The sequence below is a fragment of the Marinospirillum minutulum DSM 6287 genome (genome assembly GCF_000422325.1).
Taxonomy (GTDB): Bacteria; Pseudomonadota; Gammaproteobacteria; order Pseudomonadales; family Halomonadaceae; genus Marinospirillum; species Marinospirillum minutulum.
The window spans coordinates 74,678-96,093 of record NZ_AULO01000008.1 but is presented as its reverse complement, the minus strand read 5'-3'; the positions used below and the strand labels follow the sequence as shown (position 1 = coordinate 96,093).

At 42.5% G+C, this 21,416-nt stretch carries 18 protein-coding genes; 11 read left to right on the top strand and 7 right to left on the bottom strand.

Annotated features, from left to right (window positions below; genetic code table 11):
• Positions 1–14 precede the first annotated feature (14 nt).
• Positions 15–773 carry a YciK family oxidoreductase gene (locus tag H571_RS0100495; protein WP_027847589.1) on the top strand — a complete coding sequence of 253 codons (759 nt, stop codon included), beginning with the start codon at positions 15–17 and terminating at the stop codon, positions 771–773.
• Between the two features lie 4 nt (positions 774–777).
• Here H571_RS0100495 and H571_RS0100490 read toward each other — a convergent pair whose 3' ends face one another.
• Entirely contained in the window at positions 778–1,008 is a 231-nt protein-coding gene (locus H571_RS0100490) for a hypothetical protein (protein ID WP_027847588.1), read from the bottom strand.
• A gap of 72 nt (positions 1,009–1,080) precedes the next feature.
• Positions 1,081–1,890: an HD-GYP domain-containing protein gene (locus tag H571_RS0100485; RefSeq protein ID WP_027847587.1), complete on the bottom strand. Its 810-nt coding sequence runs from the start codon at positions 1,888–1,890 to the stop codon at positions 1,081–1,083.
• 182 nt (positions 1,891–2,072) lie between these two features.
• Between H571_RS0100485 and galU the strand changes: the two genes are divergently transcribed.
• From galU to uvrB, 3 genes are all read left to right on the top strand, one after another.
• A complete protein-coding gene (gene galU / locus H571_RS0100480; RefSeq protein ID WP_027847586.1) occupies positions 2,073–2,960 on the top strand; it encodes a UTP--glucose-1-phosphate uridylyltransferase GalU in 888 nt (295 codons plus the stop codon).
• A 2-nt stretch (positions 2,961–2,962) separates the two neighbouring features.
• Positions 2,963–4,249, top strand: coding sequence for a UDP-glucose dehydrogenase family protein (locus H571_RS0100475; RefSeq protein ID WP_027847585.1), 1,287 nt, complete (start codon positions 2,963–2,965; stop codon positions 4,247–4,249).
• Between the two features lie 77 nt (positions 4,250–4,326).
• Positions 4,327–6,351, top strand: a complete 2,025-nt coding sequence (uvrB, locus tag H571_RS0100470; RefSeq protein WP_027847584.1) for an excinuclease ABC subunit UvrB — start codon at positions 4,327–4,329, stop codon at positions 6,349–6,351.
• Positions 6,352–6,412: 61 nt separating this feature from the next.
• Here uvrB and H571_RS0100465 read toward each other — a convergent pair whose 3' ends face one another.
• Entirely contained in the window at positions 6,413–8,338 is a 1,926-nt protein-coding gene (locus tag H571_RS0100465) for a methyl-accepting chemotaxis protein (protein WP_027847583.1), read from the bottom strand.
• 229 nt (positions 8,339–8,567) lie between these two features.
• Here H571_RS0100465 and H571_RS0100460 point away from each other — a divergent pair, with 229 nt between their 5' ends.
• Both H571_RS0100460 and H571_RS0100455 read left to right on the top strand, forming a co-directional pair.
• Positions 8,568–9,818, top strand: coding sequence for a metal-dependent hydrolase family protein (locus H571_RS0100460; protein WP_211219738.1), 1,251 nt, complete (start codon positions 8,568–8,570; stop codon positions 9,816–9,818).
• Between the two features lie 45 nt (positions 9,819–9,863).
• Positions 9,864–11,225 (top strand): NAD-dependent succinate-semialdehyde dehydrogenase, encoded by a 1,362-nt coding sequence (locus H571_RS0100455; RefSeq protein ID WP_027847581.1) that lies wholly within the window; start codon positions 9,864–9,866, stop codon positions 11,223–11,225.
• Between the two features lie 18 nt (positions 11,226–11,243).
• Here the strand turns inward: H571_RS0100455 and doeA are convergent, their stop codons facing one another.
• Positions 11,244–12,410, bottom strand: a complete 1,167-nt coding sequence (gene doeA, locus H571_RS13690; protein ID WP_084482570.1) for an ectoine hydrolase — start codon at positions 12,408–12,410, stop codon at positions 11,244–11,246.
• Between the two features lie 58 nt (positions 12,411–12,468).
• A complete protein-coding gene (gene ectB / locus H571_RS0100445) occupies positions 12,469–13,707 on the bottom strand; it encodes a diaminobutyrate--2-oxoglutarate transaminase (RefSeq protein WP_027847580.1) in 1,239 nt (412 codons plus the stop codon).
• Positions 13,708–13,920: 213 nt separating this feature from the next.
• Here ectB and H571_RS13685 point away from each other — a divergent pair, with 213 nt between their 5' ends.
• Positions 13,921–15,729: a GGDEF domain-containing protein gene (locus tag H571_RS13685; RefSeq protein WP_051168032.1), complete on the top strand. Its 1,809-nt coding sequence runs from the start codon at positions 13,921–13,923 to the stop codon at positions 15,727–15,729.
• Positions 15,730–15,765: 36 nt separating this feature from the next.
• On the top strand, positions 15,766–17,613 hold the full coding sequence (locus tag H571_RS0100435) for a methyl-accepting chemotaxis protein (protein WP_027847579.1): 1,848 nt from the start codon (positions 15,766–15,768) through the stop codon (positions 17,611–17,613).
• A 126-nt stretch (positions 17,614–17,739) separates the two neighbouring features.
• Here H571_RS0100435 and H571_RS0100425 read toward each other — a convergent pair whose 3' ends face one another.
• Entirely contained in the window at positions 17,740–18,180 is a 441-nt protein-coding gene (locus tag H571_RS0100425) for a YqaA family protein (protein WP_027847578.1), read from the bottom strand.
• Positions 18,181–18,301: 121 nt separating this feature from the next.
• Between H571_RS0100425 and H571_RS0100420 the strand changes: the two genes are divergently transcribed.
• From H571_RS0100420 to H571_RS0100410, 3 genes are all read left to right on the top strand, one after another.
• The gene (locus tag H571_RS0100420; protein WP_036217012.1) at positions 18,302–19,009 is read left to right on the top strand and encodes a response regulator transcription factor; all 708 of its coding nucleotides are present in this window, start codon (positions 18,302–18,304) and stop codon (positions 19,007–19,009) included.
• Positions 19,010–19,112: 103 nt separating this feature from the next.
• Positions 19,113–19,469, top strand: a complete 357-nt coding sequence (locus tag H571_RS0100415; protein ID WP_027847576.1) for a hypothetical protein — start codon at positions 19,113–19,115, stop codon at positions 19,467–19,469.
• 66 nt (positions 19,470–19,535) lie between these two features.
• A complete protein-coding gene (locus H571_RS0100410) occupies positions 19,536–20,849 on the top strand; it encodes a sensor histidine kinase (protein ID WP_027847575.1) in 1,314 nt (437 codons plus the stop codon).
• Positions 20,850–20,857: 8 nt separating this feature from the next.
• Here H571_RS0100410 and H571_RS15360 read toward each other — a convergent pair whose 3' ends face one another.
• A complete protein-coding gene (locus H571_RS15360; protein ID WP_051168031.1) occupies positions 20,858–21,406 on the bottom strand; it encodes a metal-dependent hydrolase in 549 nt (182 codons plus the stop codon).
• Between the last annotated feature and the right edge of the window lie 10 nt (positions 21,407–21,416).

The window sequence follows — 21,416 nt, the reverse complement described above, 5'->3', positions numbered from 1 at the left end:
TTTGGATTTAAATAATGTTGTGTGAATTTGATTACCAGCCAGCAGCAGGGTTATTAAAAGATAAAGTTATTTTAGTTACAGGTGCAGGCTCAGGTATTGGCCGTGCTGCAGCTAAAGCCTATGCTAACCAAGGTGCTAGTGTAATTTTATTAGGCAGAACCATTAGTAAATTAGAAGCTGTCTACGATGAAATACTAGCGCTAGGTGGGCCAGAGCCAGCTATCTACCCTTTAGATTTAGAAGGTGCTATTTGGCCAGATTACCAAGCCATGGCAGACCGTCTTTATGAAACCTTTGGTCGTCTCGATGGCATTCTACATAATGCCAGCATTCTAGGGACTATCAGCCCAGTACAGTCCTACAACCCAGAGCTATGGCAGCGCGTAATGCACATTAACTTTAATGCTCAAGTTATGTTGCAGCAAGCAACGCTATCTTTGTTAGAGCAAGCAGAAGACGCATCAATTATCTTTACCTCATCTTCTGTAGGCCGAGTTGGTAGAGCTTTTTGGGGACCTTATGCTTGTTCAAAGTTTGCTACGGAAGGCTTTGTACAAGTACTTTCGCAAGAACTAGAAAATATTAGCAATATACGTGTTAACAGTCTTAACCCAGGTGCTACTCGTACCCAAATGCGCGCCGATGCCTTTCCTGCCGAGCATCCTGATACCCTGCGTAAACCAGAAGAAATTATGGGAACCTACCTCTACCTTATGGGACCAGCTAGCAAGGGAATTACAGGACAACAGTTTAATGCTCAACCAGATAGATAAAAAGCTAAGCCTCTGTTTCGTTAAGTATCTCTTTTAACAGCTTTTCAAAACGAGGTTCTTTGGGATCCAGCGCTTTAATAATATTCATGTCTTTTGTTATGGCTAAATCTATTTCTTCTTGCTTAGCCAAGGGTTCTAAGTCTTTAGAAGTTAAGAGTTTAACCTTGGGGTTAAGTCGTTGGTCTGGGTGAGTTGCATAAACAACAGCTAAAGCCCCTGTGTTTAGCTCAACCAAGCAGCCAGGTGGGTAGACACCTAGGCTTTGAATAAACTTTTCAACTAGCCGGTTATCAAAATCTTTAAAGCGCTAACGATAAAGTTGACTGAGTGCTTTAGAGGGAGATAGCGCTTCTCTATCACTCCGCTTACGTGTGAGTGCTTCGTAAACAGAAGTAATGGCTACAATACGAGCTAAAAAACTAATTTCCTTACCTTTTAATTGGTTAGGGTAACCTTCACCATTAATGCGCTCTTGGTGGTGTAATACTATATCCAGGGTTGCTGCATCAAAACTCGCCTGTTCCTGTAAATAGCTATAACCCTGTTGCGGGTATTGCCTTACTAAAGCCAGCTCCTCTGTTGTTAAGGGCTGTGACTTGCTAAGAATTTTATTAGGCACTTTAAGTAGGCCAACTGGGTGCAAGAGCGCCCCCATACCTAGGGGAATTAAATCGCTTTGCTTTAAAGACAGATGCTTAGCAAAGGCTAAGCTTAAAACAGCAACAGTCACTGCTTTAGCAACCAGGTCATCTTGGTGTTCACGCATCATGGCTAGATAAAGCATACTTTTGCTGTCATGCAATACCGCTTCCATTAAATCTTTAAGCACCTGCCGCATACGTTTATGTTTTAATGCTTTACCCATGCGTAAGTCAGCAAAAACACGGTCCATTTGGGTACGAATATTTAGATAAAGTTTGCGAGTATCTTTGCGGTTGTTATCAATATAAACATAGCGACAATCAGCAGCGATAGCGCGTAACTGCTTAAGGTTAGAAAAATAAAAGCCACGTGTTTCAAAGGGCTGGTCTTCTACATCACTATCAAGCCGACAAACCCACATGCCACTGGTTAAATCATTAATGGCTACTTTTTGGTAGTTAGGTTTCTGTTCCATCTGATTTTAAGTACTCAAGTTTCAGGCAAGCATTAATTTCATAGGTCAATTTTACATATATCTTAACATATTGCTACAAATTGACAGGTTAGCAAGGTATAGCAAAGCTGCTTCTGGCATACTCTCTGGTATTATATTGACAGCAAAATTCATTAGCTCAAACCTTATACTTGGAGTTAAGTATGATTCGCAAAGCAGTTTTACCTGTAGCTGGCTTAGGCACGCGTTTTTTACCGGCTAGTAAAGCCATACCTAAAGAAATGCTTACCCTAGTAGATAAGCCCGTTATTCAGCAGGTAGTAGAGGAAGCTATTGCAGCAGGTATTACTGAAATAATATTAGTGACTCATGGTGCTAAAAAAGCCATTGAGGACCACTTTGATGTTCACTATGAATTAGAAAATGAATTAGAACAACGAGGTAAAACAAAGCTACTAAAAGAACTGCGGAGTATTTTACCCCCAGGTATTCGTGTGGTTAGCGTGCGCCAAGGGCGTGCCTTGGGTTTAGGTCATGCTATTTTGTGTGCACGTGAAGTAGTGGGTGATGAGCCTTTTGCTGTGCTTCTGCCTGATGTGTTAGTTGATAACTTTAATCAATTAAAAACAGATTTAGCCTACATGAATCAGCGTTTTACAGAAACGGGTTTAGCGCAAATTTTAGTGGATGCTGTGCCGCAAGAAAGAGTTGATCAATACGGCATAGTGGCTTTAAAAGAAGGTGCAGCTTTAGCTGCTGGGGAAAGCAAACCCATGCAAGCCATGATTGAAAAGCCAGCCGTAGATAAAGCACCGTCTAACCTAGCTATAGTTGGGCGTTATGTTTTACCGCCTAGAATCTTTGAACTTTTAGCAGCCACCCAGCCTGGTGCAGGCAATGAAATTCAGCTAACCGATGCACTCGATGCCTTATTACAAGAAAGTGGTGCCGAAGCTTACCGTATGCAGGGCGAAACCTATGACTGTGGTAGCAAGCTAGGTTATTTACATGCCATTTTAGTACATGCTTTACGCCATCCTGAAGTAAGCGGTGATTTCCGCAAACTGATTAACCAACTGCCGGAGGCTTAATCATGCATTTGGTTGTTGCAGGTTCTAGCCTTTGTGCGCAGGTAACGGCTGCTGCTTTAGCTTCAACAGGTCATGAAGTTTTACTTTATGTTGATGAAGCGCGTCACTTGCATTCCCTTGAGCAGGGAAACTCTTTATGGCGGGAGCCAGGGTTAGATGCCTTCTTGTCTGAACAGTTAAACTCAGGTCGATTAACCGTTTCTTTAAACTATAAGCCTTCAAATAACCCTCAACGTATTTTCTTGGCTATGGCACCTAATCAGCAGGATGAGGCCGCCCTGCTGATTAAGAAGTTAGCCAAGGTGCCAGAGGCCGATGTACTGTTAATTAACCAAAGCACTTTTCCAGTGGGAACTACGGAATACCTAGAAGCGCTTTTACAAACCAGCGGCAGTTCATCAGCCAAACGTTTTGCCGTTAGCCTACCTGATTTAATGCAAGAAGGGTCTGCGATTGCTGGTTTCACAAGACCTAATCATCTCCTCTTAGGTTCTTCTAGCGATTGGGCTGAAGCCGAAGTTAGAGAAATCCTGCGTCCATTTAATCGCCGCCGCGACAACCTCATGGTGATGACACCGCGTGAAGCAGAATTCACTAAACTTGCTATAACCGGCATGTTGGCGACCCGCCTAAGCTTTATGAATGATATGGCTAACTTAGCTGATTCTTTACAGGTAGATATTGAAAAAGTGCGCCAAGGCGTTGGTTCTGATCAACGCATAGGTGAGCATTACCTCTACCCCGGCTGTGGTTTTGGAGGCTTAAGTTTTTCGCGTGATGTAATGAGCCTTGCTCATTCACTTGAATCCAGTGGTGTAGGTTCAGACCTATTAGAAGAAGTGCTAAGCATTAATGAACGCCAAAAAGAATTACTCTTCCGCAAGCTATGGGATTACTTTAAAACCGATTTAAAAGGCCGTACCTTTGCAATTTGGGGCGCAGCTTTTAAACCGGGTAGCGATAGAATTGATAACGCCCCCGTTCTGCGATTATTACAAGCTTTATGGGCGCAGGGTGCTAAAGTAAAAATTCACGACCCCAAAGCCATGCCAGCTTTAAGTGATTGGGCAGGCAAGCGTGATGATTTAGAGTTTTGTGATACACCTTACGACGCGTTAAAAGAAGCCGATGCTCTATTGTTAGTAACCGAGTGGAAAGCCTACTGGACGCCAGATTTTGAAGAAATTAAAAACTCACTGAAGCAGCCAGTTATTCTAGATGGACGTAATATTTATGATCCAGCTTATGTACGCTCTTTAGGTTTTACTTATTTTGGCGTTGGGCGTTAAAGAAGCCGTGAATAACTAGCTAGGCTACTAAAAGCATATTTTTTATCTAGGCTAATCAAGCAATTAAAGGCTAAACAATGCGTAGGCGTTTTGAAGTAAATTCTAATTATGAACCTGCAGGCGATCAGCCTAAAGCCATTGCTCAGCTAGTCGATGGCTTAGAGCAAGGTTTAGCCCACCAAACCCTCTTAGGTGTAACGGGTTCAGGTAAAACCTTCACCATGGCTAAGGTGATTGAAAGTGTGCAGCGCCCAACCTTAGTCATGGTGCACAACAAAACCTTGGCAGCGCAGCTGTATGGCGAGTTTAAGCAATTCTTTCCTAACAACGCAGTAGAATATTTTGTCTCTTACTACGACTATTACCAGCCAGAAGCCTATGTGCCCTCTAGCGATACGTTTATTGAAAAAGATGCCGCCATTAACGAACACATAGAGCAGATGCGGCTTTCTGCTACTAAAGCACTGCTAGAGCGGGATGACACCATTATAGTTGCAACGGTTTCGGCTATTTATGGTTTGGGTGATCCTTCGGCTTATTTAAAAATGGTGGTTCACCTAGACCAAGGTGAACCCATGAACCAAAGGCAGCTACTTAGACGCATGGCAGAGCTGCAATATACCCGCAATGATATGGAATTACGCCGTGCTACCTTTAGAGTGCGCGGTGATGTGATAGATATTTACCCTGCTGAATCGGAGTTTGAAGCGGTTAGGGTAGAGCTATTTGATGATGAAATCGAACGCATCAGTATTTTTGACCCACTAACGGGTGAAGTGCTAAAAAAAGTACCACGCTATACCATCTACCCAAAAAGCCACTATGTAACGCCTAGAGAAACTATTCTGCAAGCGGTAGACCATATCAAAGAAGAACTGCGCCAACGTCTAGAGTTCTTACGCAACAATGATCGCCTAGTAGAAGCGCAACGCATAGAACAGCGCTGTTTGTACGATATAGAAATGATGGTGGAATTAGGCTACTGCAACGGTATTGAAAACTATTCCCGTTATTTATCAGGTCGTGAGCCAGGCTTAGCGCCGCCGACTTTTTTTGATTACTTGCCAGCCAATGCACTGTTAATGCTGGATGAATCCCACGTCACTGTGCCGCAAATAGGTGCCATGTATAAAGGCGACCGTTCACGCAAAGAAACGCTGGTTGAATACGGTTTTCGTTTACCCTCAGCCTTAGATAACCGCCCATTACGTTTTGAAGAGTGGGAAGCGCTAGCGCCACAAATGATTTTTGTATCTGCCACGCCTTCCACCTATGAAACAGAACATGCAGGCCAGGTAGTTGAGCAGGTGGTTCGTCCCACTGGTTTGTTAGACCCAACCATTGAGCTGCGCCCTGCCACTAACCAAGTCGATGATTTATTAGAAGAAATTCACAAGGTGGTTGCTAAAGGTGATCGTGTATTAGTCACTACCCTAACCAAGCGTATGTCGGAAGATTTAAGTGAATACCTAGCTGAACACGGCGTGAAAGTACGCTATTTACACTCAGATATAGACACGGTGGAAAGGGTTGAAATCATTCGTGACCTGCGTTTGGGTATTTATGATGTATTAGTGGGTATTAACCTTTTACGAGAAGGCTTAGATATGCCCGAGGTTTCTCTAGTGGCAATTTTAGATGCCGATAAAGAAGGCTTTTTGCGTTCCGAAAGGGCATTAATTCAAACCCTAGGCCGAGCTGCGCGTAATGCTAAAGGGCGAGCAATTTTTTATGCCGACAGGGTTACTGGCTCTATGCAAAAAGCTATGGATGAAACCGAACGTCGCCGCACAGCACAAATTGCTCATAACCTAAAGCTGGGTATTACACCTGAAACCATTTTCAAATCAGTTGAAGATATTTTGGAAGGCGCTCATGCGCCCGGTGCTGGTAAAAAAGACCGTAAAAATGAGCGTCGTAAAGTCGCTGAAGCAGCGGGTGATTACGTGAGTGAACTGCCCAGTAGCCCGGCAGAGTTCGATAAGCTTATTGCTAAGTTAGAAGATGAAATGTTTGAGGCAGCAAAAGGCCTAGAGTTTGAAAAAGCAGCTAGCTTAAGGGATAGGCTGCAAGAACTACAGAATAAAAGGATGTTAATTTAGTTGATTTATTTTTGAACCTTAGCTAGAAAAAAGCCCAGTTTATGAACTGGGCTTTTTAAATTTACACTTTAAAGCGTCCAACCAGTTTTTGTAATTCAGCTGCTAGCTGGCTGAGTTGGGTGCCACTGTTAGCTACTTCGTGTGAGCTGTGGCTAGTTGAACTGCTTAACTCTACAATTCGTTCAAGGTTGCGGTTCAACTCATCAACGGTACTGCTTTGTTGTTGAGTAGCAGAAGCTATTTGAATATTCATGCCTTCAATATTGTCGATGGCTTGGTTAATACTTACTAAAGCCTGACCAGCATTTTCAGCATTAGCAACGGTTCGTTGGCTGCCTTCACTGCTGGTATGCATAGCTGTGACAGCTCGAGTGATGTGTTTTAACAACTCGTCTATTGTGGTTTGAATTTGTTCTGTTGATTCATGCGTACGTGCAGCAAGTGTCCTTACTTCGTCTGCCACTACAGCAAAGCCTCGGCCAGCTTCACCGGCACGCGCTGCTTCAATGGCTGCGTTTAAAGCAAGTAGGTTAGTTTGCTCTGCAACACCACGAATAACAGTCATTACTTCGCCAATTTGCTTACCTGACTCTTGCAAGTTTTCAATTTCAATGGCCGTTTCGTTAATTACCTCTGCTTGTTCTTTAATGGAGGCTATTACAGCTTGTACCTGCTCGGTACCTGAAGCAGCTTCTGTGCCACCTGTTTGTGCTGCATCTGAAGCATCTTGAGCATGGCGAGCAACTTCTTCAACGGTTGCTACTAGCTCATTCATGGCCACAGCTATTTGATCAACCTCAGCTTGTTGGTTGTTCATGGCTTTACCCATAGAGTGGCTGCTGCTTTCAACCTGATTAGCGCTGGCTGAAAGTTGTTGTGCGGTATTGCCTATGTTTTGTATTAATTCGCGTATGCGCTCAACAAACTGGTTAAACCCTTTAGCAAGTTCACCTAGCTCATCTTGCCTGTTAATTTTCAAAGTTTGAGTTAAATCGGCCTCACCTTTAGCTATTTCATGCATACGCTTGGCCATGCTGCGAATAGGCAAAACTTGTTGACGAGCCACAATAAAAATAATTAGCGCTAGAGCTATAACTACAAACAGAATTACTAGGGTGATTTTTTGTAATAAGCTAGTGGTGGTGGCAGTAAAAACTTTTTTAGGAACGCTAACACCCACTGTCCAGTTAGGTGTATTAGGAATAGGATGCCAAACCATGGTGACTGGTTCTTGTTGTAAATTAAGAATATCACCTATCCCTGATTTACCTTGAATAAATAGTTTTCCTAGTTCACTAAGACCGGTATAACCGCTTTTATCACCTTCGGTTACATTAATTTTCATGCGAGCGTTTGGGGAGGGGTGTGCCACTAAAATACCTTCACCATCAACCACCCAACCATAACTGCCTTTACCCATTTCTAAATTATTAGCAATACTAGAAAGCTCATTCATGGTTAATGCAATACCCAACATACCAATACGTTTACCCTGAGCGTCTTTAACAACTTCGCCTAGTACGGCTATAGGGTTGCCACTAGAAATAGAGATAAGTGGATTGGTTAGCAGGCTTTGCTTACTGCCTTTACGCACCAGCTCATTAAAGTAAGAACGGCTACCTACATTGGCAAGAACACCATTATGAATAACAGCATCACCATTTAAGTTAGCAAAATAAAGGTTTTCAACCGCTTCATCTTTACCTCTTTGTAAAGCCAGCCAAGGCACTAGGTCTTCAAGGTTGGTTACATTTTTTAATTCTTGAGCCGTGGCTAAAGACCTTAACCATTTTTGGTAACCTTCTAACCAACGTGTAATTTCAGCACCCCTAGCTTGTACCTGCTCACTGGCAGCATTTTCAATTAGCGGTGGTAAACTAGAATTCAGTTGCTGAGTAATAAGCCAACCCAGAATTAAGAAACCTAAAAAGATAGGCGTTAGGATAACTAAAAGCAGACGTTGAACCATTGAAAGCTTGCTAAGCATTAGAAATATTCCTTTATAGTGCAGATTGTAATTTTTAGTAGCTTACTAAACCAATAAAATCTAAAGCCGTCAATACATCTGTGTTCTAGTATAAAAAGTATTGATTAGTTAGATTTAATAAGCATTTGCTAATAATAAAAATTGTAAGAATTAAATAAGCAGATTAAATAGATTTTTTGCTTTGCTAAGTAAACTTGCTTCTTCAGTTTGTTCTAGCTAGGGTGAGTTTATGACTAAAAACAAACAACGCATTTTTGCAGATTTACTGATTCCTGGTGCTGGCGAACCCTTGGCTGATTGGGCGGTGATAATTACCGATGGCTTAATTGAATGGGTTGGCCCTCAAGCTGACGCACCTACTATAACGGGTGAAGATTTACACGTGCCTGTGCTTATGCCCGGCATGTGGGATTGCCACACTCACTTTACAGGTATGCAAACCCCAGCGCTTGCTGCCGCTATAGATGTGCCTGTGCCTGTTGCTGCGGCGCGTTCTGTGGCTGATGCTCAGCGTGCGATTAATGCTGGCTTTACCAGTATTAGAGAAGTCGGCGGTTTTGGGGTTTACCTTGCCCGGGTTATTAACGAAGGTAATGCAATAGGGCCACACGTTTATGCCGCTGGCGATTTAATCTCTCCTACGGGTGGCCATGCCGATTTACATAACTATTCCTTAGGTTGTGTAGCAGATTTAGCCCAACGTGATGGCTGGCTACATACCTGCGATGGAGTAACCGGCGCATTAAGGGCTGTACGTTTACAGCTACGTAAAAACGCTAAGCTGATTAAAATCTGTGCTTCTGGCGGTACCTTAACTGAATATGATGACCCCATGCATCAGCAATTTAGCGATATAGAAATTTGCACTATGGTGGAAGAAGCAGCCAGGGCTGAGCGTATTGTAGCTGCTCACTGCCATGGTAAAGCTGGCATTATGGCAGCCCTAAGAAACGGGGTTAAAACCATTGAACACGGTACTTTTTTAGATGAAGAAGCCGCTGATGCGATGTTAGAAGCAGGCGCTATTTTGGTGACAACTCGTTCAGTTAAAATCCGCAATATGGATTATGCCAAACAACATGGTTTACCCGATTACGCTTGGAAAAAGCTTTTAATGACCGCTGATAGACACCAAGAAGCCGTTTCTTTAGCCATTCAAAAAGGTGTAACCATTGCTGCGGGAACGGACACTCTAACCTCAGGTGATGATACGCCCTTACGTTGGGGTGAACATGCCTTAGAGCTAAAGCTGTTGGTTGATGATGGCATGACACCCTTACAAGCAATTGAGTCAGCCACTGCCACGGCACCTTTAACCTTAGGGCCACAAGCACCCAAAGCAGGGCAAATTAAAGTAGGTTGGGATGCTGACTTATGTGCTGTTTCAAAAAATCCTATTACCGATATTAAAGTCTTATTAAAAACCAGCAATATTACTCATGTGTGGAAAACAGGTACTTTGCTTAAACAGCCTAGCTAGGCTTCATTTGTTGCAGTTTTTTATTTTGCAGTTGTGGAGGTCATTATGCTTGATGTTATTAATCCAGCCACGGGTGAAGTGGTTCGCCAAGTTCCTTTGTGTGATAAAGACCGTTTAGAGCAAAAACTAGAAAATGCAGCTCAAGCTTACCAATATTGGCGAGCTTTAAGTTTTGCGGAGCGAGGCAACTACTTACGAAAAGTGGCTGCTGTATTACGCAAGGCAAGTAACAAACACAGTGCTTTAATGACTGAAGAAATGGGTAAGCCAGTTGTTGAAGCTGATGGTGAAGTGGAAAAATCAGCCAGTGGTTGTGAACATTATGCAGACTATGCCGAAACCTATTTGGCGCCTCAAGAAATTCCTTCTGATGCCAAACGCAGCTGGCTGCAATACTTACCGCTAGGCACGGTGCTAGGTATTTTACCTTGGAATTCACCCTACTGGTTGGCAACGCGTGTTTTTGCCCCTGCTTTAATGGCAGGTAATACCGTTATTTTAAAGCATGATTCTCATGTTCCCGGTTGTGCAGAAGCAATAGAGCAAGCTTTTATAGAGGCAGGAGTACCCGAGGGTGTATTACAAACAGTTATTACCGATCATGAACAAGCTGAAAAGATGATTCGTGACCCACGTATTAACGCAGTGTCTTTTACTGGTTCTACTGGCGGTGGTAAAAAAGTTGCTGCTATTGCTGCCTCAGAAATAAAACCTGCTGTTTTAGAGTTAGGTGGTTCTGACCCAGCCATAGTTTTAGCTGATGCAGACTTAGATAAGGCAGTGGATGTGCTAGCGACTTCACGCTTTATTTGTGCAGGACAATCTTGCATTGCAGCAAAAAGACTCTTGGTTGAGCAAAGTGTTTATGCCGAATTTGTTGAAAAACTAACCCAGCGCCTAGCTAAATTAAAAGTAGGCGACCCAACCCAAACCAGTACAGACATTGGCCCGCTTGCCAGGTCAGGGCTACGTGATGAATTACATAGGCAAGTGCAAGATTCCATTAACAAGGGTGCTCAGTGTGTAATAGGAGGTGAAATTCCTGAAGGTCCAGGTTCTTTTTATCCAGTTACTTTGCTAACGGATGTCCCTTTGGATGCGGCCGCTTTTACTGAAGAAACCTTTGGGCCAGTGGCAGCGGTTAGAGCCGTTAAAGATGTTGATGAAGCCTTTAAAGTTGCTAATGCCACGGACTATGGCTTAGGTGCTAGTATTTGGACTGCATCAGCAAGAGGAGCAAAACTTGCAGCGCGTTTTGAAGCAGGACAGGTAGCCATAAATGGCATAGTAAAAAGTGATGCACGTTTGCCATCAGGGGGTATTAAACGCTCTGGCTATGGCAAAGAGTTAGGACCGCAAGGAATTCGTGAATTTGTGAACTCGCAACAAGTTTGGCAAGGGGAATAACCCCTTGCTGTTAATACTTTAAACTACAGTCATTTCTCTAGGCAGGGTGAAAAAGGACTCACACCCTGTTTCATTGACTAAAATAGTGTCGGAAATACCACAGGTTTTATCCCCTTCTACACCCCACATCCAAGGTAATAAGTGAAAGGTCATACCGGGTCTAAGCACGGTTTCATCACCTTGTTTTAAGCTCATGATATAGCCCTCATCCCAGCTAGGTGCAAAGGCTATACCGATAGAGTAACCAGCTCGAGTCACTAGGCTAGCACCGACTTCATTTCGACAAATAATGTCACGCACGCACTTGTCTATATCCGTAACCATCACCCCTGGCCGAATAAGCTGATGGGCGGCATCTAAAGCTTCTTGCATAGTTGCTTCAGCAGCCTGCATGGCAGCACTTTTCTCATCTAGTAATACGGTACGCATCATGGCGGTATGGTAACGCTTAACACAACCAGCCATTTCTAAAAATACATGCTCACCGGCTTGAATAGTACGCCCTTCCCAAGTGGCGTGGCCTATCATGGTTCTTGGCCCTGAGGTGATATAAGGCAAAACGGCAGGGTATTCACCGCCTGCACTAAACATGGCAGCACAAGCCGCTGCTGCTATATCATTTTCTGTGGTACCTTCTTTAATAGCCGCTATGCCAGCCTGCATACCTGCTTCAGTTACTTGGGCAGCGGTGCGCATTAACTCTATTTCAGCTTCCGATTTGCAAATACGCCCTTCTTCAACAATGCCATAACAATCAAGCAGGTTACCTGTACCCGTTTGCATGTGATAATGAAAACGGTCTTGCTGATAAGCAGGAAAGAAGTAGCTATTACGCTCATAGCCAATGTATTTATGCTCTAGACCTAAGTCTTTAATAATATTGAATAATTCTTGTATTGCATCGCCCGTATCAGAGTAGCAGCGAGCTTCTTCTACCCAGGTTCTATGCACCATATTAGATGCTTCTAGTTCACGCGTTATGGAAATTGGTTCACCTTCAAGCGGTACAACTAACGCTTGAAAATAAGAATAGCCCGAGGTTTGGTGGCCGGTAAGGTAAAAAAGATTTTCTGGGTCAGAAATTACCACAGCATCGAGTAGGCGTTCTTGCATACGACACCGTAACTCGGTTAATCGGCGTTTGTATTCAGCTAAGGGAAAGCAAAGGTTAGGGTTATCGCGCATGACAAAGCTCCTTGAAAAGGAAGCGAGCTTGCGCTCGCTTTTTAGCTTGGAGAAAATATCATAAGGCAGTGATTACCTTTTCTAATCTGGCTAAACCTTCAATAAGGTTTTCATCTTCTATGGTTAAAGGCGGCATGACTTTGACGACTCGACCATTAGGCCCACAAGTAGGAATAATTAAATTCTGCTCAAAAGCTTTAGCAACCACCGTTGCTGCCTGTTCACCTGTACTCATATCTAAGCCATGAATCATACCGCAGCCACGTAGTTCAATATCTACCTTAGCACTTTGAATCATTTTCGCTAAACGGTCTTCGGTAAATTCACCTTTGCGTCGCACTTCAGATAAAAACGCATCGTTTTCAAAATAGTCTAGGGCGGCTGTTCCCGCAACAAAAGAAAGGTTTTGCCCACGGAAAGTACCTGTATGCTCACCTGGTTGCCATTGGTCTAGCTCGGGCTTGATAAGTAGTACACCCATAGGAATGCCATAGCCACCAATACCTTTAGCAAGGCATATTAAGTCGGGCTCTATGCCTAAGTTTTCAAAGCTAAAGTAGCTACCAGTACGCCCAACGGCTGCTTGAATATCGTCCACAATAAGCAGACTGCCGTAGTCTTTAGCCAATTTTTGAACTGCTTCTAGCCATTCTTTACTGGCTACATTTATGCCACCTTCGGCTTGAATGGTTTCTAAAATAAAAGCAGCTGGCGGGTTAACACCACTTGAAGTATCTGCTAATGAACGGCGCAGAGCTTCAAGCGTATCGACACCTTCACCTAGGTAACCATCAAAGGGTACGCGGATAACATTGTTTAAATCTACCCCTGCGGCTTGATGAAATTTTTGGTTTCCCGTACAGGCTAAAGCACCTAAAGTCATACCATGAAAACCATCAGTAAAAGCGACTACATCGCGTCTGCCTGTGACTTTGCGAGCTAGCTTTAAAGCAGCTTCTACTACGTTAGTGCCAGTAGGGCCGGTGAACTGAAGTTTATAGTCCATTTTTCGAGGTTTAAGAATGGTTTCTACAAAGCGCTCTATAAATTGTTCTTTTGAGCGACTATGCATATCTAAGCTATGGGTTACGCCTTCTGCTTCTAGGTAACCTATGATTGCTTGGCGTATTTTAGGGTTGTTATGGCCAAAGTTAAGCACCCCAGCACCACTAAAAAAATCAATATATTCGTTACCGTCTACATCCCACTGCTTGGCATTAAGTGCTTTATCAAACACCACTGGCCAGGTACGGCTATAACCGCGCACATTGGATTCATAGCGTTCAAATATAGTCATGGCAGCCTCCTGAGAATAAACAAGACAATCCTTAGATTTTGTCTAACGACTAACATATTTCCCTATAACTACAGAGTGGACTGAGCAAAAATAAATTGCAAATACAAGCTAGCAACCTAATTTTTAGTTTGTCGTCATTTTGTCATTTTTGGCTGGTGTAATACTTCCAAAGCCTAGTTAACCACTAGGCAGATTTCTTGGAGATTATACTGAATGGCAAAAACAGATGAGTTGTTAAGCATCCTTGCAGCACAAAAAATTAACATCCACTTCCAGCCCATTATTACCGCTAATGGGCAAGCTATCTTTGCTTACGAAGCTTTAAGCAGAGGACCAGCAGACAGCACCTTATGCAGTCCTATTCAGCTTTTTAGTGAAGCCAAGCGACAACAACAGCTATTTGCTTTAGAAAGCATCTGCCGTAGAAAAGCAATTGAGCAATTTACCCAGCAGCAGCTACCAGGCAAGCTTTTTATCAATATCACACCTGAAACACTTCTACAGCCAGACCATTACAAAGGGTTAACCCTGGATTTAATTAATAACTTTGGTTTAAGACCCGAGCAGGTGGTTATTGAAATAACCGAACACTCCCCAACCGATGATTACGCCTTAATGTGCCATGCAGTAAAGCACTATCAGGGTGAAGGCTTTTCTATTGCCCTAGATGATTTAGGTGCAGGTTATTCTAGTCTAAGGCTTTGGTCAGAAGTGCAGCCAGAATACGTAAAAATTGACCGGCATTTTATTTCAGGAATAGAGAAAGATAAGGTCAAAAGGGACTTTGTTCGTTCAATTGTAGAAATTGCTAGGGCTGTAAAAAGTCAGGTCATTGCTGAAGGAATAGAAACACGCCAAGAGTTTGAAACCCTGTCAGAAATTGGTGTGGACTATTTGCAAGGCTATTATTTTGCACGACCTAATCCAGAACCTAGGCATGAACTTAGCAAAACAGCAAAAAATGTTTGGAAGCAAATAAAGGAAGGGCGAGAAGTTTATAAAGAGCAAGGTCAAATTGGTCAGTTAAAGCTTGATATACCAGCAGTAACACCAGAAATGCTAGTAGAAGAAGTTGCAACCATTTTTGATGAAAATGAACACTGGTTTTCAGTTGCGGTTGTTTCTGAAGGCGTACCTATAGGTATTGTTAAGCGTTCACGGTTATTGCAAAAATTAAGCAAGCCATTTGGTCGTGATTTATACGTTAAAAAACCTGTCAGTCAAATTTTAGATGAAAATTTTATTCAAGTTGAACGCCATATTCGGCTGGAAAAAGTAAGCCAAATGATAACGCAAAGGAATCGAAGTCATTTAGAAGAAGACTTTGTTATTACTGAAAATGGCTACTATTTTGGTATAGGGCAAGTCATTGATTTATTAAAAATGATAACCGAGCTACAGCTTAAAAGTGCTCAAAACTCTAACCCCTTAACAGGTTTGCCAGGAAACCTGTTAATTCAAGAACAGATAGATCAGCTTATTAGAAACAAAAAAGACTTTGTTGCCTGCTATTTTGATTTAGACAACTTCAAGCCTTACAACGACCAATACGGTTATGCCAAAGGCGATGAGATATTAATTTACCTTGCCAAGTTGCTTAAAAAACACAGTCATCCAGAAGTAGATTTTGTTGGGCATGTAGGTGGTGATGATTATGTTGTTATTTTTAGAAGCACCAATTGGCAAGAAAGCATTGCTAATATATTGCAAGAATTTATTCAGTTTAGAGAAACCTTTTATAATCCAGATGATTTAGATAACTTAGGTATTTGGGCTGAAGACCGCTTTGGTGAAAAGCGTTTTTTTAGTTTAATGAGTATTTCAGTTGCAGCCATAGATTCAAGTTCAGCTAGCCTAGGCTCATCTAAAGACATAGCAAGTCGCCTTAGTCTTATAAAACAAGAAGCCAAGCAGGTTAAAGGCAATAGTTTAGTAGCTGAGTTATCTGGCTCATTAATTAGTTTAATTACTGATCTAGAAAATCCTCCTAATTTAAGTAATAAAAAATCAACAGTTGCTTAATTTATAAAGTTATTTTTTATAATCGGAGGGTTGTCTATGCGTATTGTTACCCTTGCTAGGCTAGCGACTAGTCTGCTTACTTTTTTAGCTATCTCGCTGGCGGTTATTTTATATTGGGGCTTAGGTAAGCTAGATCAGTCTTTCGTAAGCACACTAAATTACTCAGAGCTACACAAACAACTTGCTGTTGATGTGAGAGGGAAAATTAGTAATTACCTAAAAACAGGCGATGCGACTCAGCAGGCTGCAGCTGTGAGCGACTTAGAATATTTACAGCAAAAGGTAATGCCTAGCTTACCCAATTCTTTAGTAGCAGAGTTAGAGCCAGTAGCTAGCGCACTTTATTCAGGACTAACACATGAGCTGTTGGGTGCTGGCAAACTAGCGGGTGATGCACAAGGCTTGCTTTATCAAAGTGAACGAGAAATCACCAATGAGTTAAAGCGCCTAGAGAAGTATGCCCTTCAAGTAGTAGAAGAACAGCCTAAGCTTGGCATTAGTTACCTACAAGGCGCAATGCAGTTAACTGGGTTTTTGTCAGCAATTAAAACCTACCGTGAACAGTTTTGGGCCAGTGGTAGACAAGCCCATTTGCAAGCGTTAAACCTTACCCTAGATAATTTTGAAGCGCAGCTAGTTACTTTAAATAAACTGCCACGCCTAGGTATTTACTCAGAAAAAAAGCCAAACCCTATGGCAAGCTTAATGGGCTGGGATAATAAATCCTTAGCAGTTAAGGAAGAAGAGCAGGGCGATGAAATTCTACGCAACTTAGCCAGCTTGCATAAGCGTTACCCTGCTGAAATAGAAAGATCTGTACAGTGGCAACAAAATCGCCTAGCTAGTTTTGCCCTAGTAAACAAGCAAGTTGATGATTTTGAGAAGGCAATTATACAAGGCCAAGCAGCAATTAACCTAAGTAAAACCAAGGTTGAGTCTTGGGTTAAAACACTGTTTTTTGCATTTGTACTAGGCTTACTGTTAATGGCTGGCATGCTTTACTTTTTTCAGAAGCGTTTTGTGGTAGATAACCTAGCCAAATTAGAAAAAGCACTGACCGTGTTGGTTAAAAAAGGCAGTTTGAATTTTGTGGATATGGAAGCAGATAAAACGGAGCTAGGCCAATTAGCTAAGCGTTTTAATCAGCTTATTTCAGGCATGAAAAAGCAACAAGAACAGAAAAATTTACAGCTACAAGAAGTGGGTATAACCCTAGAAGAGCTATTAGAGAGCTTTGAGAGTATTGCGAACAATGCCATTAAAACACGCAAACAGCTTAAAAAAGCAGGTAAATCTAGCGAACAACTTAATTATTTAGCTGAACAGGTTAGCCTAAGTTCTGCCAAGGTTAAAAGTTTTGCTGAAGAAACAGCTAATTTAATGGATAGCAGTGAACAGAGTGCAGGCGAAGTTGTTAAAGCAGGAGAAAAGGCCATTCAAAAAATAGACCTTGGCCAGCTAGCACTAGTGGATTTAATCCATGCCGTGGAAGAAGTGATGGGCATTTTAGATCAGGTTAACCATATATCTGATCAAACTAACCTCTTAGCCTTAAATGCCACCATTGAAGCTGCTCATGCTGGCGAACATGGGCGAGCTTTTGCTGTAGTAGCAGATGAAGTAAGGCAATTATCACAAAAAACTCAGGGTGCTGTTGGTCAATCAACGACTTTGCTAGGCGCATTAAATAGTGTAACTGACCGGCTTAAGCAGCATATTCAAGAAGTTGCTGAGTCAACCGCTTTTCAATGCAGTTTAGCTAAAAAACTACAAACAACGTCTCAAGAAGTACGTGAACGTTCTTTTTATGCAGCAGCAACAGCGCAAGAAGGTTCAGATCTTACAAAACAGCAATATGAAAGTGTGGGTGAGTTTAATTTTTAAATGCATGAAATGGAAAGGGGTGCGAATGAGGCTGGTACAAAAGTTAAGCAACTCCACGCTAATGTTAGCGATAAGATAGATGGGCTGCGTACCAGTTTGGGTTTATAGTTCAATTCAGCGTTCAAGCTATTCTAAAACATAGAGGGTGATATAAGCTAAAACGGCATAGCGTCCTGTTTTAGCAAGACTAACCAAAAGTGTAAAGCGCCAAAGGGGTTCACCCAGAATACCTGCCACCAAGGTTAAAGGGTCACCAATAATCGGCATCCAGCTTAATAGCAAGCTCCAGCGACCATAACGCTGATACCAACGCTCTGCACTTTCAAGCTGCGTTGCTGTAAAAGGAAACCAACGCCTGTTTTGCCAGCGATGTACCTGCCCACCTAGCCACCAGTTTACTTGTGAACCGAGTATATTCCCCAAAGCTGCAACAGCCACTAATGAATAAACAGCACTAGGACTTAGCGTAATTAAAGTGACCAGTGCCGCTTCAGATTGCATAGGCAGCAAAGTCGCTGCAATTAAAGCAGATAAGGCTAATCCCAAATAACTGACCCAGCTAACCACAAACAAGTCTCCATTTAACTTACACGCCAAGATAACGAAGCTTATAGAAGAAGCTGGCCTTTTACCTAGATAATTTTGTTAGTATGCAGAATCTACAACCATTCAAGAGAGATCTAACAGCTTGAATCAGAAAATACTTTTAGTTGATGATGACCAAGAGTTATGTGCGCTACTTAACGAATGGTTAACCCAAGATGGCTTTCAAGTAGAGCTAGCTCATACAACGGCAGCGGCACAAACTCACTTGCAACAAAAAGAATTACCCGATGCCGTTATTCTTGATGTGATGCTGCCCGATGGTAATGGCTTGGAGTTTTTACGTCTTCTAAGAACAGACTACCCAAGCCTACCTGTATTAATGCTGTCTGCACGCGGTGAGCCAACCGACCGTATTATTGGCTTAGAATTGGGTGCTGATGATTACCTAGCTAAACCTTGTGACCCAAGAGAACTAACCGCAAGACTTAAAGCAGTGCTGCGTCGTACCCAAGCAGCAGAAGAGCAAATTAGTAACGCTGGTTCACCCCTTGTTTATGGCGATTTAGAATACAACCCAGCAACGGGTATTTTGCTGCTGAATACTAACCAAGTGAGTTTAACGCTTACTGAAGGGAAAGTTTTGGAAGTGTTATTGCAAACCCCTGGTGAGCCAATAGCCAAACAAAAGCTTACTGAGCTGGCACTGGGTCGTAAATTGAGTCTTTATAATCGCAGCCTTGATATGCATATTAGCAACCTTAGACGTAAGTTAGGTCCGTTTTCTAACGGTGATGCGCGTATTTTATCAATACGCGGCCGTGGTTATTATTATGCACCTTACCCAGCCTAGCTACTCTTTACATAAACTTTACACTCAGCTGACCGCACTTTACTTAGGAATCGGCATACTAGCTCTATACCGGATTTACCGGCGTTCACTCAGGAGAAAGTCAATGCGTATTCAATTAACCGCCTTAGTTTTAGCCATTTTATTACCGCTAGGTGCAGTGCAAGCAGCAGAAGGTATGAATGAGCCGGAGCAGCGTTTAAACCTAACCCAAGAGCAACGTGAGCAGATGCAAGTGTTGCGTGAGCAAATGCGTGAAAAAAATAGAGCACAAATGCGCGCACTATTAACGCCAGAGCAGCAAGTGACTTTTGATAAAATGTCCGCACAACAGCTTGAACGACAAGAACAGGGTAAGGGTTGGAAAGATGATAAAGGCTGGAAAGGCAAACACCACGAAAGACGTGGCGACAAACAGTTTAGAAGAAATCAGGGTGAATGTGATTCTAATAAAATGAATTAGGCTTTATTACAAGCAGACTGCCACCTAACCTAGGTGGCAGTATTTTTTTATGGGTTAGGGTTAATTATGCGATCTTTATTTTGGCGAGTGCTGGGTGCTTTCTGGCTAGCGCTTATTTTAACTGGCCTGCTTACCTTTTTATTGACTCGTTTATTAAACCAAGAAGCATGGATTCAACAGCAGCACCCAGGCTTTGCAAAGCTAGCCGAGCAATGGCTGGTACTTTATGAACAAAATAAATGGTTAGAAGCTCAACAAAGCTTACAAAATGTACGCCAGAAATACCGAATCTCTATCCAAGTTTTTGATGAAACTGGCCAGCTAATTGCTGCAACCAGTAGAAGGCAAGATTCTTTTAGGGGGCGTGGCGACTCACACCACCCACCTTCTGAAAAATTACGCAGACTAACCCAAGAAATTAGCACAAAAGAAGGTGATACCTTCTTATTTGTCTATCGCATTCCTCAAAATGAACTGGCTAAATGGCAATTGGGTCATCGCTTTGGTCCTTTAGTGATGATGTTTGTTGCTTTTATTGTTCTTACATTAATAAGTTTGCTACTCACCTTTTCTATTACTCGTCCCTTAATGCGTTTACGCCATGCGGTTCATGAACTAGGTGAAACAGCCTACCAACAAACACATTTAGCTAAGTTGGCAAAACGTAAAGATGAACTAGGAATGCTAGCGGCTGACTTCAATAAAATGGGGCAGCGATTACAAAATTTGTTGACCAGCCAGCGACAATTATTGCGTGACGTGTCACACGAATTACGTTCACCTTTGGCGCGTTTACAAGTAGGTATAGCCTTGGCCGAGCGTGCTTCAAAAGAGAAGCAAGAAGCGCTTTGGCCAAAACTAACCTTAGAGTGCCAGCGTTTAGATGCGTTGATTGATGAGATTCTGGTATTAGCACGGCTTGAGCAGGAAGCACCCAACCAAGAAAAAATTGAGTTGTGTGAGCTATTGCAAGAATTAGAAAATAGCTGTGAGTTATTATCGCCCGATCAGAAAATAAAAATAAATTGCCCTAAGCCTATTGATTTATACCTAGCTAAAAACCTATTGCAGCGGGCGTTAAATAATTTATTAGGCAACGCCCTGCGCTTTAATCCGATGGGTTATCCAATAGAGGTTAATGTTAGTCAGCAGAACCAACAACTCGTTATTAGTATTCGTGATTATGGCACAGGGGTAAGTGAAGACTTGCTTACTAAAATAACCCAGCCCTTTACCCGCGCACCTAACCAAGAGGGAGAGGGCTATGGTTTAGGGTTAACCATTACAGAGCGAGCCATAGAACAATTGGGTGGAAAACTAATTTTAGCTAACCATCCAGAACAAGGGTTTATTGCTAAAATTCAGTTGCCTTATCGGTAAAATTATTACTAACCAAAACTCTGTGTGAAATTATGCAGCTGCAGGGTAGCTCCGGTTAAAAGTATTGACCAAGCAAAAAGGTTTAAAAGTGCTGACTCTGACCTAAGCGGCGAAGGCTGAAGCCTTAGAGGTAGTGGCCAAAACAGCCTTAACCCTTCGGTGGTCATTAGGTCACCTAAAAGATGGCTTAAAAAACCAAAGCTAAAGGCCAGCATGGCTAGGTAACCAACACCGTAAATAGAATCTTGTAAAGCACCGGATGAAAACCAACCTAACTGGCTATTGTGTTCTTGCATTAACCAGCCTGCAAAAATAAGCATGGGTATCACTAATAAAACCGAGTGAGTAATACCCCTATGCCCACCGGCAATATAATAGAAAAAATGACTAATGCCAGGTAGCCAGCGGCCAATTTTAGAGCGGGGGTGATCGGCATCAGGTATTAAAGAACCCAGTGCAACAGCGGCTAGTTCAATTATTCCTGGTGTATGACCTGCCAAACTGGTGGCAATTAAAAAGCTACCCGTGCCAAAAGCAAGGTGGGCATTTCCCATCATGGATTAAAAA

Coding starts and splice junctions, on each gene's coding strand:
- H571_RS0100495 (WP_027847589.1), top strand. CDS start 15: ATGTTGTGTGAATTTGATTACCAGCCAGCAGCAGGGTTATTAAAAGAT.
- H571_RS0100485 (WP_027847587.1), bottom strand. CDS start 1,890: ATGGAACAGAAACCTAACTACCAAAAAGTAGCCATTAATGATTTAACC.
- galU (WP_027847586.1), top strand. CDS start 2,073: ATGATTCGCAAAGCAGTTTTACCTGTAGCTGGCTTAGGCACGCGTTTT.
- H571_RS0100475 (WP_027847585.1), top strand. CDS start 2,963: ATGCATTTGGTTGTTGCAGGTTCTAGCCTTTGTGCGCAGGTAACGGCT.
- uvrB (WP_027847584.1), top strand. CDS start 4,327: ATGCGTAGGCGTTTTGAAGTAAATTCTAATTATGAACCTGCAGGCGAT.
- H571_RS0100465 (WP_027847583.1), bottom strand. CDS start 8,338: ATGCTTAGCAAGCTTTCAATGGTTCAACGTCTGCTTTTAGTTATCCTA.
- H571_RS0100460 (WP_211219738.1), top strand. CDS start 8,568: ATGACTAAAAACAAACAACGCATTTTTGCAGATTTACTGATTCCTGGT.
- H571_RS0100455 (WP_027847581.1), top strand. CDS start 9,864: ATGCTTGATGTTATTAATCCAGCCACGGGTGAAGTGGTTCGCCAAGTT.
- doeA (WP_084482570.1), bottom strand. CDS start 12,410: ATGCGCGATAACCCTAACCTTTGCTTTCCCTTAGCTGAATACAAACGC.
- ectB (WP_027847580.1), bottom strand. CDS start 13,707: ATGACTATATTTGAACGCTATGAATCCAATGTGCGCGGTTATAGCCGT.
- H571_RS13685 (WP_051168032.1), top strand. CDS start 13,921: ATGGCAAAAACAGATGAGTTGTTAAGCATCCTTGCAGCACAAAAAATT.
- H571_RS0100435 (WP_027847579.1), top strand. CDS start 15,766: ATGCGTATTGTTACCCTTGCTAGGCTAGCGACTAGTCTGCTTACTTTT.
- H571_RS0100415 (WP_027847576.1), top strand. CDS start 19,113: ATGCGTATTCAATTAACCGCCTTAGTTTTAGCCATTTTATTACCGCTA.
- H571_RS0100410 (WP_027847575.1), top strand. CDS start 19,536: ATGCGATCTTTATTTTGGCGAGTGCTGGGTGCTTTCTGGCTAGCGCTT.
- H571_RS15360 (WP_051168031.1), bottom strand. CDS start 21,406: ATGATGGGAAATGCCCACCTTGCTTTTGGCACGGGTAGCTTTTTAATT.